General features: G+C 28.0%; 11 protein-coding genes. 3 read left to right on the top strand and 8 right to left on the bottom strand.

Annotation, left to right across the window (positions count from 1 at the left end):
• Positions 1–26: 26 nt before the first annotated feature.
• The 3 genes from R4K56_RS05995 to R4K56_RS05985 are packed head-to-tail and all read right to left on the bottom strand — an operon-like array spanning position 27 to position 2653.
• Positions 27–1430: a hemolysin family protein gene (locus R4K56_RS05995; RefSeq protein ID WP_335757246.1), complete on the bottom strand. Its 1404-nt coding sequence runs from the start codon at positions 1428–1430 to the stop codon at positions 27–29.
• A 24-nt stretch (positions 1431–1454) separates the two neighbouring features.
• Positions 1455–2144: a peptidoglycan recognition protein family protein gene (locus R4K56_RS05990; protein WP_335757245.1), complete on the bottom strand. Its 690-nt coding sequence runs from the start codon at positions 2142–2144 to the stop codon at positions 1455–1457.
• 8 nt (positions 2145–2152) lie between these two features.
• Positions 2153–2653, bottom strand: coding sequence for a chemotaxis protein CheX (locus R4K56_RS05985; protein ID WP_008726787.1), 501 nt, complete (start codon positions 2651–2653; stop codon positions 2153–2155).
• Positions 2654–3034: 381 nt separating this feature from the next.
• On the opposite strand from R4K56_RS05985, the gene dnaE reads away from it, so the two are divergent.
• On the top strand, positions 3035–6739 hold the full coding sequence (gene dnaE, locus R4K56_RS05980) for a DNA polymerase III subunit alpha (protein WP_335772155.1): 3705 nt from the start codon (positions 3035–3037) through the stop codon (positions 6737–6739).
• Positions 6740–7029: 290 nt separating this feature from the next.
• Here the strand turns inward: dnaE and trpS are convergent, their stop codons facing one another.
• On the bottom strand, positions 7030–8028 hold the full coding sequence (trpS, locus tag R4K56_RS05975) for a tryptophan--tRNA ligase (RefSeq protein ID WP_335772154.1): 999 nt from the start codon (positions 8026–8028) through the stop codon (positions 7030–7032).
• A 23-nt stretch (positions 8029–8051) separates the two neighbouring features.
• Entirely contained in the window at positions 8052–9041 is a 990-nt protein-coding gene (locus R4K56_RS05970; protein ID WP_335757264.1) for a PSP1 domain-containing protein, read from the bottom strand.
• A 166-nt stretch (positions 9042–9207) separates the two neighbouring features.
• Here R4K56_RS05970 and R4K56_RS05965 point away from each other — a divergent pair, with 166 nt between their 5' ends.
• The gene (locus R4K56_RS05965) at positions 9208–9837 is read left to right on the top strand and encodes a hypothetical protein (RefSeq protein ID WP_335772153.1); all 630 of its coding nucleotides are present in this window, start codon (positions 9208–9210) and stop codon (positions 9835–9837) included.
• A 655-nt stretch (positions 9838–10492) separates the two neighbouring features.
• Positions 10493–11521 (top strand): tRNA 2-selenouridine(34) synthase MnmH, encoded by a 1029-nt coding sequence (gene mnmH, locus R4K56_RS05960; protein ID WP_335772152.1) that lies wholly within the window; start codon positions 10493–10495, stop codon positions 11519–11521.
• Between the two features lie 84 nt (positions 11522–11605).
• Here the strand turns inward: mnmH and R4K56_RS05955 are convergent, their stop codons facing one another.
• From R4K56_RS05955 to R4K56_RS05945, 3 genes are all read right to left on the bottom strand, one after another.
• Positions 11606–13786, bottom strand: a complete 2181-nt coding sequence (locus R4K56_RS05955) for a methyl-accepting chemotaxis protein (protein WP_335772151.1) — start codon at positions 13784–13786, stop codon at positions 11606–11608.
• 146 nt (positions 13787–13932) lie between these two features.
• Positions 13933–14622 carry a tRNA (adenosine(37)-N6)-threonylcarbamoyltransferase complex dimerization subunit type 1 TsaB gene (gene tsaB, locus R4K56_RS05950; protein ID WP_335772150.1) on the bottom strand — a complete coding sequence of 230 codons (690 nt, stop codon included), beginning with the start codon at positions 14620–14622 and terminating at the stop codon, positions 13933–13935.
• Positions 14619–15074, bottom strand: coding sequence for a YaaR family protein (locus R4K56_RS05945; RefSeq protein ID WP_297295983.1), 456 nt, complete (start codon positions 15072–15074; stop codon positions 14619–14621). Before R4K56_RS05945 ends, tsaB begins: the two co-directional genes overlap by 4 nt.
• Between the last annotated feature and the right edge of the window lie 75 nt (positions 15075–15149).

Here is a 15149-nt window from a genome sequence, read left to right as displayed (position 1 = left end):
TTTTTTTATTTGTTATTTTTATTATCTTATTCATTTGCAATTTCTAAATCATTTTTTTCCATATCATGCATATCTATTTGTTCATTATTTTCAGTGTTGTCAATATTATCATTACCTCTTGTATATTTTAGAGGAGTGAATTCTATTTCTACAATTCTTCTGTCTTCAACTTTCATTATCCTTCCTCTATAACCTTTTAGTATAAAACGTTCATTAGTTTCTGGAATATGATCAAGCATATCAAGAACATATCCTGCTATAGTTTGATATTCTTCATGCTCTAATTCTAATTTTAAAGTTTTATTAACATCTTCTATAGAAGCATTTCCGTTTATAATTATTCTTTTTCCTTTAAATCTTATTACATCAGCCTCTTTTTTATCGCTTTCATCTTCTATATCACCCATAATTTCTTCTATTATATCTTCCATAGTAACAAGTCCTGCAGTTCCGCCGTATTCGTCAATAGTAATAACCATTTGTAATTTCTTTTTTTGCATATCATTAAATAAACTGCTTATAGTTTTAGTTTTAGGTACGAAATATGGAAGCATAATATAATCAATAGCTTTCTTTTTTATTTTGTTTGCTTTTTTGCCGCCGACTTTAACATATTCTTTAAATAATGATCTTGTATGAAATATACCTATTATATGATCAACTGTTTCTTCATAAACAGGAAATCTTGAAAGACCAGTTTCTACAGTAAGTTTAATTATCTCATCAACATCTGTTTCAGCTTCTATACATACCATATCAACACGCGGAGTCATAATTTCTTCTACAGTTTTATTTCTAAAATCTATAACACCAGTAAGAAGTTCATGAGTATATTCTTTTATTATACCTTCTTTATGTCCTAAATGAATTATAGTTGTAATATCTTCCATACTTGATAAAGCACTTCTTTTTTCTGCATTTCTTAACTTTTTAGGTACAAAATAATTCATTATGAAAGTTGTTACCTTATCCATTAAAAAAGTTATAGGTTTGAATATGAAATGACAGAATTTCATGAAATATAAAAGATAAGGCATTACTTTTTCAGCATTTACTCTCATCAATACTTTTGGTAATATTTCACCAAATATGATAATTAATATTGTTATAGTAGCTGTTGATATTGTTACCATTACATTTGTTGTTAAGTATGGCAAAGCATCAGCCAGCCTTATAGCAAATACTGTTATTATTGAGCTTGCTGTGATATTTACTATATTATTTCCAACTAAAAGAGTAGGGATCATAGAACTTGATTTTTCCCAATACTTTTTATCTTCTTCTTTTATTTTTTTCTCTCTTACCAAACGCATTAATGTAACATCATCAATAGAAGTATATGCTGTTTCACTTCCAGAAAATAACGCTGACAATATTATAAGTATGACAATAGTTAGTATTTCAAATAAATAAATTAATATAATCTCCATGATTTTATAAACCTTATTACTTTTTTATAATCTTTCTCTTAATTCCTTCATAAAATTAGTACCAGGATCTCTTTTTCCAGGATTTATGTATTTTGTATTTAGTTCTTTATATAAAGAATAATGAGGAAGTGTTTTATCTTTATATTCATAATGAGCTATAACGTATTTTATACTTTTATATTTGTTTTGTAGATATTTTATTAATTTGACATTAGATTCTAATTGTTCTTTAGTAAGTTTATCGGGATAGCCTATATTTTCTATACTTATAGAAGTATAATTAAATCCGACAGTATGTCTTGCTATATATTCCGTTGGAGTATTTGCATATATTGTACCATCATAATCTACTAGAAAATGCGTTCCAACATTTACTTCACCTCCAGCTTCTATGTCTGGTCTTCCAATTAATAAATCATTTTGAAATATGTTAACTGCTATTTTTAGATTTGGTGTTTCTGTAGAATGAACAACTATTATTTGAGGATTATCTAAATATATTAAAGGCTGTCCATAATGAACTTTAGTATAATCCGACAATAGTTTTAATCTTAAAGAATTAGGCGTAATTTTATAACTGTTATTTATATCTATTTTAGGGGTATTATTTCCTGTTTTGGCATAATTAGTATTAATAACAGTATCTCTCATTGTGTTGTTACAAGATAATACTGTTATTATAATAAATATTGTACCAATTATATTTTTTAACATTTAATAAATTAAGCGTCCATAGCTATATTAACGCTAACGAATCCAAGAGAAGATTGGAAAGGTATGATTATAGTTTGTAAATTTTTAGGAATTATTTGTATTTCTTTACCAAAATAGAGTATAGGAGGAGTAATATCGCAGCTTATTCCTTCTTCAGCCAATTTAGTAATAGCAAGACCGCTTATAGTATTTCCCATTTCATTTATAACACTTCTCATCATATCTTCAAAATCATCTTCAGAATCATATTCACCGCGTTTTTTATCTGTAAGATTTTCAGTTAAAAGCTGAGAGAAATTTTCTGGGAATTCATAAAGAACCTGTCCATTAACATCGCCTACAATTCCAATAGCAACACCATATCCAGAAAATAACTTACGTCCCTGACCTTTTACTAAAGTACCTTTTTCCATTGTAAGTCCTGCCATTTCTTTAAATATTGATACTAAAGACACTATGAATGGATTGATAAATCTAACATCCATAAATTTTATAGGAGTTGTAGCCATGTTTTTAATTCCTTCATTATTATTTTATTTTACTTATAATTATAACATACTTAATTTTTATTTCAATCTAAATTGCCAATTATTTATTACTTATGTAATTAAATGATTTATTTATAGTTATATTTTTTATTGTTATTAGTAATTATGTTTTTCTATATAAGTTTTTTAAAATAATTTTGTTAAGTTTTTTATGTATTTATTTTATGAAGTATATGTTTTATTAATATATGAAATAAAATATTTTGAGAATATTAATTTTATAATAAATATACCGTAAATATTTATAGTAAAAATATAAAAACTATTTATATATTTTTTATGAATTTAACTTGATATTTAACTTAAATGATATAGAATAAGAACAATAAATAGGGGTTTATTATGTCATTTGTTCATTTGCATGTACATACACAATATTCAATACTTGACGGAGCTTCAAGGATAAAATCACTATACTCAAAAAAAGATAAGAAAAAAAGGCTTATACCTGGTTTGATAGACAGAGCTGTTGAATTAGGAATGCCTGCAATAGCTATAACAGATCATGGTAATATGTTTGGAGCTATGGAATTTTTTTCTGAAGCTAAAGATAAAGGCATTATACCTGTTATAGGATGTGAGCTTTATGTAGCCCCTAAAACTAGATTCGACAAAAAATTAGAGAACTCAGAAGAAAAAAGTGCAATGCATCTTATTATGCTTGCTAAAGATAAAGAAGGATATAATAATTTATGTAAATTGGTTACTTTCGGATATACTGAAGGTTTCTACTATCGTCCTAGGGTAGATCATGAATTAATAGAGAAATATAATAAAGGTCTTATTTGTTTATCAGCATGTATGGGGGGAGAAATTCCTATAGCTATAAGGAAAAAAGATTATAAGCAAGCATCAAAATTAGCTGAATATTATAAATCTATTTTTGGTGACGATTTTTATATAGAACTTCAAGATCATGGAATGCCTGAAGAAAAGACTTTAAATAGTGCTTTATATAAGTTGGCAAATCATCATAATATAGAATTGGTTGTAACTAATGATGTGCATTATGTATCTAAAGAAGATGCTAAGGCACATGAAATACTTTTGGCTATACAGACAAAAGCTACTTTGGATTCTCCTAGAAGATATAAATTCCCAAGTAATGAATTCCATTTAAAAACTGAAGAAGAAATGATGAAATCATTTGCCAAACTTCCAAAGGCATTTGAAAATACAGTAAAAATAGCAGAGCAATGTAAAGATTTGAATATAATGACAAAAACCTATTACATGCCTAATTATGAGCTTCCTAATGGTGAAACTGAAACTTCAGCACTTAGAAATATGTGTATGGACGGTTTGAACAAATATTATAACAATAATATACCTAAAGAGGCTATGGAAAGGCTAGAAATGGAATTAGGTGTTATAGGAAAAATGGGATTTGAAGGTTATTTCTTGGTAGTTCAGGACTTCATTAACTATGCTAGAAATCATGATGTTGCAGTTGGTCCCGGACGTGGAAGTGCTGCTGGTTCAATAGTTGCATTTGCTACAGGAATTACTAAAGTTAATCCTCTTGATTATAATTTGCTTTTTGAAAGATTCTTGAATCCGGAAAGAAAAAGCATGCCCGATATTGACGTTGACTTCCAAGATGATAAGAGGGAAGTTATAATAGATTATGTAAAAAATAAATACGGTAAAGACAATGTTTCACAAATAGCTACTTTTGGTGCTTTGGGAGGACGTTCTGTTATAAGAGATGTTTGCCGTGTTATGGGTATAGATTTAGCTACAGCTGACAGGCTTGCTAAAAGTATACCAGATGATGTAAAAAGAGTAGTAGATATATATGATCACCCAGATTGTGCTGATCTTGTTAAAGAGATAGAAGGTAATAGAGAATTAAAAAATATGTATGAAATATCTACAAGACTTGACGGTTTGGTTAGGAATGTAGGTCTTCATGCTGCTGGTGTTATTATATCTTCTCACCCTATAGCTGATTTAGCACCAGTTTATCAGGATTCTAAGACAGGTACTAGAGCTTGCCAATATGAAATGACTTATGTTGAAAGTGCCGGTCTTATAAAAATGGACTTTTTAGGTATTAAAAACTTAAGACTTATAAAAGATGCTATAAAAGATATAAAAGACAGATATGGTATTGAAATAGATATAGATAAGATTCCTTTAGATGATGAAGCTGTTTATGATATATTTAGAAGTGCAGATACAGGCGGAGTTTTCCAGTTTGAAAGTCCTGGTATGCGTCAAATGCTTATAAATATTCAGCCTACAGGTTTTGATGACTTAGTATCAAGTGTGGCATTATACCGTCCAGGCCCATTAAACTCTGGTATGGATAAAGACTATGCTGATAGAAAAAATAAAAGAAAAGAAATAGTATACAAACACCCAGATTTAGAGCCTATACTTAAAGAAAGTCAGGGAGTACTTATATATCAAGAGCAGATTATGGCTATAAGTAGGGTTATAGGCGGATTCACTGCTGCAGAAGCTGATGATTTAAGAAAGGCTATGGGTAAAAAAATCGTAGAGAAAATGAACTCTATGGAAGAGAAATTTATTAAAGGCGGACTTGAAAGAGGTTATGATAAAGAGTTATTGACTTATTTATTTGATACAATGAAAGGTTTCGCTGAATACGGATTCAACAAGTCTCACTCTGTTTGCTATGCTTTAATTGCTTATCAAGAGGCTTATATTAAAGCTCATTATCCTATGGAATATTATGTGGCTTTACTCAATACTGTTATAGCTGACACGGATAAAATTTCTCTATATCTTAACGAAATTAAACAGAAAAATATAGAGATAGTTACAGCAAGCGTATTTGAAAGTGATGCTTTATTCTCTCAAAAGAATGGCAAAATAGTTTATGCTTTACATGCAGTTAAAGGTGTAGGACTTCATGCTGCTTTAGCTATTCAGGAAGAAAGAGAAAAGAATGGACAATTCAAAAATTTAGAAGATTTTGTAAAACGTGTTGATGTTCATTTAGTTAATAGAAAAGTATATGAAACTCTTATAAAATGCGGTGCTTTTGCTGAATTCGGTCATACTGAAAGTGCTTTGATTTCTTCACTTGATGCTATACTTGCTCATGCATCTAATTATCAAAAAGAAACTTTATCAGGTCAGACTATGTTATTTGACTCTATGTCTGAAGATGATACCGGTGGTGCTTCTTTGGTAATAGAAAAGCAAGTTGAGTATGCTTCTAATATTTTGATGGAAAATGAAAAAGAGGTTTTAGGTTTTTCATTAAGATATCACCCTTTTGCAAGATATATTACTAAAATTGATTATAAATATTTCAATAATACTTTAGATATAGATAATTTAAAAGATAAAGATGAATTCTTAATTCCTGCAGTTGTTCTTAATGTTATAGAATCAACTACAAAGAAAAATACACCTATGCTTACATTAAAAGTTATAGATTTATTCTCTGAGTATGTATTCTATATAACAGCTAAAACTCAAATAGAAAAATTTAAAGATATGTTAAATGAGCAAGTTGGTATTGTGATAAAAGGACGCAGAGAGAAGAACAGATTTTCTGATAAAATATACAACAATATAGTTGATATTAAATTATTGGATTCTTTCTTAAAAGATAAAAATCTTAAACTTAAAGAAGTTAAAAGAGATAACATAAAAAGAGATAATGTAATTGAAACAGCAGCAGAAAATAAACAAGTTCAATCTCAAAATGAAGCTCCATTTAAGAATATTAATAAAGAAAATGATATTAAACGTTCTGATAATGTTGTTTCAAATACTCCGTTTACAAGCAGACCTAATAATAGTATAGCTGTTAAACATTCTAATAGCGGTAAAAAACAATTAGCTCTCTATGTGAATAAAAATATATTTGATGATATGGATTTATTATGTTTGCAAAATGCAATATCTTTGAATCCTGGAGATTATACTATATTCTTAAAATTAAAATCCGAAAGCGGTACAGAAGTATTTAAAATAGGTGAGGATTATAAGGTTGATCCTAATCAGAGATTCTTGAATGAAGCTAAAAGTTCATTAAGGTCTTTAATAGAAATAGAATATGCTTAAAAGATGATTTAGAGATATAAAAAAGACTGTTAATTTTTGTTAATTAACAGTCTTTTTTTATGTGGAATACAAATTATTATTTTTTATTATTGCTAATAAAAATTGTTCGCTCAAAGGCTATGTTAAGTAAACTTGCCAGAGGCTCACAATTTTTATAATTAGCTTTACAATATTTAAAAATTATTATTTTTTATTATTGCTAATAAAAATTGTTCGCTCAAAGGTTCTGTCAAGTAAACTTGCCAGAGGCTCACAATTTTTATAATTAGCTTTACAATATTTAAAAATTATTATTTTCTTTTATTGTCTACTAATCCCATTTTTTCTCTTACTTCATATAATGTTTTTTCAGCAACTTCAGAAGCATTTTTAGCTCCTTCTTTAAGAACATCATAAATATAATCTTTATCATTAGATAATTTATTGATATTTTCTCTAATAGGTGCTAATTCGTTATTTATGTTTTTTGCTAGCATTCTCTTACATTGTACGCAGCCTATAGTTGCATTTTTACAGCCTTCGCAAATTTCTTTTTGCTCATCTTCAGTAGAAAATATTTTATGATAATTATAAACATTACATATATCAGGATTTCCAGCATCTGTTTTTAATTTTCTGTTTGTATCAGTCATAGCTTTCTGCATTATTAATTTCTCAGTTTCTTCTGCTGTTAATGATAATGCAATATGGTTATTCAAAGACTTACTCATCTTATTTTGACCATCTAATCCTAATATTCTTAAGACCTTACCATGGTAAGTATCTGGTTCTTTAAAATATTCTCCGTATCTGTTATTGAATTTTCTAACTATCATTCTAGTTAATTCAACATGCTGTTCTTGGTCTTCTCCAACAGGGACAATGTCTGGGTGATAAAGCAATATATCAGCAGCCATTAATGAAGGGTAGGTTAATAAAGCAGCATTAATATTTTCTACATTTTTTCTTGATTTATCTTTATATTGAGTCATTCTTTCTAACTCTGCTACAGGTATAATAGAGTTAAATATCCAGGCAAGTTCAGTATGAGCTCTTACATCAGATTGTACGAATATAGAACATTTTTTTGGATCAAGTCCGCATGCTAAATATTCTGTAGCTGCATCCATTATTCTTTTTTGCATTTGAGTAACATCATATTCTACAGTTATAGCATGATAATCAACTATACAAAAAAATCCGTAATAATCATCAAGTATAGTAACCCAGTTTTTTAAAGCACCAAGATAATTACCAATATGAAGTGAACCAGTAGGCTGTATTCCGCTTAACATAACTTTTTTTGACATTTTATAACTCCATTTTATTAATTTTATTCAGCTTTTATATTAGCAATTAAGAAACCTTCTTCAGTAGTTTTTAAATCGCTAACATTAATATATATAAGTCTTTTATCTTCTGTTTCTATTAATAATTTTTTGTTTAAAGGATTCAAATCTTTTATTACAGCAGGTACACTATTAAATACTAATTTAGTTCCAACTTTAGGTAAGTCTTTCTTTAATGAACAATAAGCCTTATATTCATGACCTAAACAGCACATAAGTCTTCCGCATTGTCCTGATATTTTTATTGTATTCAAAAGCATTCCTTGTTCTTTTGCCATCTTTATAGTAATAGTTTCAAATTTACCTTTTATTACTTTGCAGCATAATTCACGTCCGCATATTCCGCATCCGCCTATAGATCTGGCTTCATCTCTAACACCTATTTGTCTTAATTCTATTCTTGTTTTGAAATGTGCTGCTAAATCTTTTACTAACTCCCTAAAGTCTATTCTTTCCTCAGCAATAAATTCGAATAGAAGTTTAGCTCTGTCCAAAAAATAATATGAACTTATTAACTTCAAATCCAAATTATGATTATTTACTTTTTCTTTGCATATTTTAAATGCTTCGGCAGCATCTTCTGTATTTATTCTATGCTGTTCCAAATCTTTTTCATCTGCTATTCTTAATATATTAAATATTTTATTTTTGTTATTTTTTGTTTTTATATGATTGTTTTCTTCTGCTGCTACTATATCTTTTAATTCTTCTGAAATTTCTTCATCATGAGAAGAGTCATCAAGCAAATTTTCATCGTTATTTTCTATATGTTCATTGTTCTCATTGTTTTCGTTATTTTCTTCTTCTAATGAATCTATATCTATATCTTCAAAATTTAATACTTGACCTATTTCTACGCCTTCATCTGTTTCTATAACACAGGTGTCTTTAATTTTTATATTTTCTATGTGTAAATGTTCAAATTTTCCTATATTAGAACCCCTAAATTTTATATGGGCTATATTTTTTATCATTAAAATACTCCAATATTTATTAAAAATAATTAAATTTATAGATATTATATTTTATTTTTAAGTTGATATTATTGCAAGTATTATTTTTTAATATAGGATAAAAAAATATATATTAATGTATACTTTTTTGATTGATAAATATTACATATAGTATATTATAGTATATATGCAGTTTTTGATAAAATTATTTTCGTTAATGATACTATCATTTTCTTTATTTTCATGTGCAACTGTACCAGAAATTTATTTAAAAACTAATAATGGTTCATATTGGAAGGAACTTGTAAAAAATAAAGTGGCTTCAGACAACTATCAAAATATATATAGATTTGATAAAAATGCTAATATGAGCTTAATTGTTTATGGATACAAAAGCAAAATTAAATATACTTTATTTTTAATGAAAGAGCATAATCAAGCTTTTTATTATAAAAAATTTACTTTGAAAAATTATATTATAGAGAGTTTGCCTTCTCTTAATTTATATAGAGATGTTACTACCAAAAATGCTTATACTCCATTATACCTTGATTTTTCATTTTATTTTTCAAGTAGTTTCAAAGATAGAAGTATATACATGCCTATAGGATTAATGGTGGAAGATAATAAATTATATATAGCTAAAGTATATGATTCAAGCTATAAAGACAAATTAAGATATTGGCTTAGAAAAAATGGTTATGGCAGAGGTAGAGAATGGATACCTGCTATAAATGCTGATTGGAGTTCTTACCCTATACCTACAGAACATGAAATTGATTGGGATAAAATTGAATTTGTTGGTACATTATTTTAGTTTAATGATTTTTAAGAATATAGTATACATTCATTAGTTTTATCAAAAAATAATAATATAGTTATTATATACCAAAAATTTTTAAGTTTGACAACCGCGAGCTGCGGCACCTTCCCGCACGGCACTGTTTTATATTATCAAACGCCTACTATACGTGCGGCTGATTACTCATTATTGTATAAAAATTAATAATTTATCTTACAGATAGAACATATTTAACCAATATTAGATAATATTTGATATTATAAAAATTGACAAAATATAGTTGTTTAGGTATATACTAAGAATTTTTAAGTTTGTCAATTTTTTATTGTTCTTTTTCCCGCCGCACGCAGCGTCAAAGAACCTTATATCCTCAATAAACTCGGATACGCTTCGCGAAAGTGCAAGTGTAAAAATTAGTACTAAATCATACTTGTAATATAATTTATTAAATTAAAGTCCAAATGTAGCCTTTTTGCTTCTTTGGGGCACCAAAAGAAGTTGGGTCTTGCGTAAGCACGCAGAGCGGTGGGCAAAGCCCCAGATATAAAATTAAAAATATCAATTTATTTTTTACAAAATATAATTGTTTAGATATATAATATTTTTATTAAATCTCTTTACATTTTTTATTTATATTATAATATTTTAAATTATTAATATTGGAGCATAAATGGTTAAACGTATAAATGTAGAAGAATTTTTTTATTTAGAAAGAAATGATAATTTACCAATAATAGATGTACGTTCTCCTATAGAATATTCTCATGCTCATATTCCAAACGCTTATAATGTTTATTTGTTTAATGATGAAGAAAGAAAGGAAGTAGGTACTATTTATAAGCAAGTAGGACGAAAAGAGGCTGTTTTAAAAGGTTTGGAATTTGTATCTGTCAGAATGACTGAAATACTAAAAAGTATTGATGAAATAGCAAGCAATCATAATAATACTAATAAGATACTTATGCATTGTTTTAGAGGCGGTATGAGAAGTGAATCTGTAGCTTGGCTTTGTTCTAGTTATGGTTATGATGTTTATGTATTGGAAGGCGGATATAAAAGATATAGGAATTATGTTTTAGACTCTTTTGAGAAGGATTATAAAATATACTTACTTACAGGAAGAACAGGAAGCGGAAAAACTCTTATATTAAAGAAGTTAAAGGATAAAGGCTGTAATGTAGTAGATTTGGAAAAATTGGCTAAACATAAAGGTTCTGCTTTTGGTTGGATAGATGAAGGAGAACAGCCAAGTCAAGAGCAATTTGAAAACAATCTTTCTTATGAATTATCAAAATATAATAAAGATGATATTCTTTGGTTTGAAGATGAGAGTCTTCTTATAGGAAAAAGAGCAATACCAAAACCTTTATTTAATAATATGAGAGATGCTGAAAAAATAATATATTTAGATATACCTAAAGAGTGTAGGGCGGAATATATAGTTAATACTTATGGAAAATATAGTTTAGATGATTTAAGAGAATCTATATTAAAGATAAAAAAACGCTTGGGCGGAGAGAGATTAAAAGAATCTTTAGAATTGCTTGACAGCGGTAAGATGTATGAATGTGTATTAAATATGCTATATTATTATGATAAGGCTTATAAACTTAGTATAAATGAAGAAAGACTTGTATCTATAGAATGTAATAATCAAAATTTCGATGAGATAATCGAGCTTATACTGTCTAAAGTTTAATATATATTTGTTTAATTTTTTGCAATAAAAAAGCGAGGGATTAATTAAAATCTCTCGCTTTAATTTTTTATTTATTAAAAAAGATTAAAATGATTCAAAACCATCAGAAGTATCTTTAGAAGTATCGAATGTATTTCCAAATTCACTATCTTTTACTGTTCTATTTGAAACAGCAGGAGCTTTTTCCTCATGATGTTTTTTGATAGGACTTTTTAATTCTGGTTTTTTAGTTACAGGTTTACTGCTGCTTGTAGTATGGCTAGTAGTACTGCTGCTTGAAGATGAAGAAGTAGTTGTACTTGGAGCAGGTTTAGAAGAAGGTTTATTTTCTTGAACTGCTTTTGCATCAGTTTTTGGTTCAACTTTTTTCTTCTCTACTTTAGCTATATTCTTTTTATAGTTAGAACCTCTTAATTTGAAGAATTCCATAGCTGTTAATAATTCTTCAGCTTGAGAGAATAAAGCTTCAGAAGCAGCTGTTGCTTCCTCTACTAAAGCAGCATTTTGCTGAGTAGTCATGTCCATCTGAGTGATAGCAACATTAACTTGATCAACACCAGCTTGCTGTTCCATAGCTGTAGAACTTAAATCCTGCATAATTTTTGCAGTTTCTTCGATTTGAGCTCTTAATTTTTGGAATATTTCTTGAGATTCTCTAGCAGTTTCTGTTGCTGTAGCTATTTTTTCTTCTGAGTCAGCTACTAAAGTAGTAATGTCTTTAACAGAAGTTTGAGTAGTTTGAGCTAGGTTTCTTACTTCAGAAGCAACAACTGCGAAACCTCTACCTTGTTCACCAGCACGGGCAGCTTCAACTGCAGCATTAAGAGCAAGTATATTTGTTTGGAATGCTATATCTTCAATTATTTTTGTAATAGCACTAATTTTAGAACTAGATTCATATACTGCTTCAATGTTTTGAGTAGTTTCTTCAATAATCCTTCCAGCATCTTCAATAGCACCTTTAGAATTGATCATCATATTGTTACCTTCTAAAGTATGTTCGGCAGACGATTTTATTGTAGAAGCAATCTCTTCCATAGAAGAAGCTGTTTCTTCAAGACCGGAAGCCTGATTTTCTGTTCTGTTAGATAAATCTATATTACCTTGTGCTACCTCATTAGCAGATGCTTTTACAGTATAAGCACTGTCATATACTATTCTTACTTTTTCATTCAATTGATCTAATATTTTTATTAAAGCAATAGCAATTTCACCAAATTCATCTTTTCTCTTTTCAAATCCAGGAGGAGTAGACCAACTAAGATCACCTTTAGACAAACTAGTTAAGTCTATAGCTAAAAGGTTTAATATAGTAGTTATTTTGTTTATATAGAATACTATTACCAAAGAAGCGATTACAAGTATTATAATAGTACCAATAATAGCATATCTTTTCATTGAAGTAATATGAGAGTATAACTCATCTGATTCTATACTCATAACAATAGACCAACCAGAAATAGGTTCTCTATAGAAAGTAGCTATAGAATCTTTATTATTAAATGGTGATTTAAACTCATAATATCCAGATTCATTTTCAACCGCATATTTAATATAATCAGCATTTCTTAAAACTTCATTTCTAACATGTGAAGGAACAGGGTCAGCAATAACCCATCTATCTTTATCTACAATGAATGGGTGACCTGTTTCACCAAATTTAACAAGATTTAATTCTTTATCTATGAATCCTAACCAATCAATCATAGTTGATATTGCCCCAACTATATTACCTGTACTGTCTTTTATTGGTGAAAAAATCTTAACTACATATTTATTATTGTCTGCAGGAGAAGGATCAACAGTGTAATGCATTGATGATTGTCCTGCCATAATTTTTTGCCATAATTCTGTATTACTAAAATTTCTAGCAGTATTTACCACTTTACCATCTAAATTATCAGCTATTACATTTCCAGAACCATCAAGTATAACAATACCTTCAACGTTATGGTTATTAGCTACAATCTTTTTTAAGCTTGCTTCAACAGCTGCTTTTGATTCTGGTGTTCTAGTTCTAATATATGTTATAAATTCAGGGTAACCGCTGCTTATAGCTTCAGACGTATATATTGCCTGACCTAGCCATACATTTATCATTCTTGAATATACTTTTGTAGTAGTTTCAAATCCAAATATAGCCGATTTTCTTATACCCTGAGCACCTATATTGATTAGTAAGGTAACTAATATAGTTGTCATAATGGTAACGAGTAGCATTACGAAGAACGGAATTTTTACCTTCAAGGACTGTAACTTTCTCACTTTCAAACTCCAACAATTTTTTATTAATGTTAAAATATAACTATTAATATTCTTATATATAATAACAATATTTTTTACGAAGTCAAGATATATTTTTTACACATCATATAAATTATCGTATAAATTTTACTTGTTTTTTAAAAAAATTAGATTTTTTTATATTCAGCTTCACTTTTTCTTATATATAGTGGTAAAAGTGTGAAAATATCATCAAATTCCTTGCCTTTTGATAATTTTATTGTATTTGATGCTCTTATAATGTGATAGGAGTTATCTAAAATAGTGAAATTATAGTCTTTAAGATTTTCTTTGAAAAATTCATAATTTCTAACAAATCCATCTCCGCATAAAGTTATATCTTTATTGCTGGTTTCTATGGATTTAATTATGTTTATGAATTCTTCATAGGTTAAATCTAAATTTTCTTTTATTTTTTCATCATTGTTGTAGATATTAGCGTAAATACTTCCTTTTCTGGCATCAATTATAGATGCTTTGATACCTTTATATTCTCTAATGTTTTCATATAAAGTATCTAAGCTGGAAATTCCTATTATAGGTATATTTCTAGCATAACATATAGTCTTTATTGTTGCAAATGCTATTCTAAGAGCTGTAAAAGAACCAGGACCAATTCCTAATGCTATGTAATTTATATCATTTAATGATAGTTTATTTTCTTCCAAGAAACTATTTAATATTGGAAGTAATTCTTCATTATGGTTTCTTACATTCTCTTTATTATATTCTGATATTATTTCTGGATTTTCTGATTTTTGTATAGCTATGGAAAAGCTAGAGGATACTGTATCAAAAGCTAATATATTTTTATTCATGACATTAAATCTAATACTAAACCTTTAAGTCTCATTACCTTATTTGCTATTGCAATATGGTTTTTTTGTTCTTGCATAATCAATTTATATAGAGAATCCAATTCTTCATTGATTTTAGAAACTACTTGATATTCACGCCCTCTCCTCATATATGATGAAACTATTCTGATTCTATAAGCGTCTTTTACTAATTTGTCTGTTAAAGATCTAATTAAGTCTCTGAATTTCTGAAAGTCTTTGATGTTAGCACTTTTTTCTAAAAGATTGCCGGCATCATAAATTTGTCTCTTTAATTCATCTAATTCATAAGAATACTTTCTTATTTCCTTTTCTTCTTCCAACATTGTTGCAAACGGAGATGATGATACAGCAACTTTCATAGAAGCATCTTGCGAAGTCATTAATAGGCTGTTTAAATTCATCTCTCTGTTTCTTCTTTCTTGGACTCTCATTATTTTTCTCCATTTTTATTTTTTATTAAAGTTATGTTAACTTAAAATATATTATGTTAACTTAACATAGATTGG

The organism is Brachyspira pulli (assembly GCF_036997785.1).
Taxonomy (GTDB): Bacteria; Spirochaetota; Brachyspiria; order Brachyspirales; family Brachyspiraceae; genus Brachyspira; species Brachyspira pulli.
This window is presented reverse-complemented; position numbering and strand designations above follow the sequence as displayed.

Bases quoted from the DNA above. Each gene is read 5' to 3' on its own strand.
- R4K56_RS05965 (WP_335772153.1), top strand. From the start codon at position 9,208: ATGCAGTTTTTGATAAAATTATTTTCGTTAATGATACTATCATTTTCT.
- R4K56_RS05990 (WP_335757245.1), bottom strand. From the start codon at position 2,144: ATGTTAAAAAATATAATTGGTACAATATTTATTATAATAACAGTATTA.
- mnmH (WP_335772152.1), top strand. From the start codon at position 10,493: ATGGTTAAACGTATAAATGTAGAAGAATTTTTTTATTTAGAAAGAAAT.
- dnaE (WP_335772155.1), top strand. From the start codon at position 3,035: ATGTCATTTGTTCATTTGCATGTACATACACAATATTCAATACTTGAC.
- trpS (WP_335772154.1), bottom strand. From the start codon at position 8,028: ATGTCAAAAAAAGTTATGTTAAGCGGAATACAGCCTACTGGTTCACTT.
- R4K56_RS05985 (WP_008726787.1), bottom strand. From the start codon at position 2,653: ATGGCTACAACTCCTATAAAATTTATGGATGTTAGATTTATCAATCCA.
- R4K56_RS05995 (WP_335757246.1), bottom strand. From the start codon at position 1,430: ATGGAGATTATATTAATTTATTTATTTGAAATACTAACTATTGTCATA.
- tsaB (WP_335772150.1), bottom strand. From the start codon at position 14,622: ATGAATAAAAATATATTAGCTTTTGATACAGTATCCTCTAGCTTTTCC.
- R4K56_RS05970 (WP_335757264.1), bottom strand. From the start codon at position 9,041: ATGATAAAAAATATAGCCCATATAAAATTTAGGGGTTCTAATATAGGA.
- R4K56_RS05945 (WP_297295983.1), bottom strand. From the start codon at position 15,074: ATGAGAGTCCAAGAAAGAAGAAACAGAGAGATGAATTTAAACAGCCTA.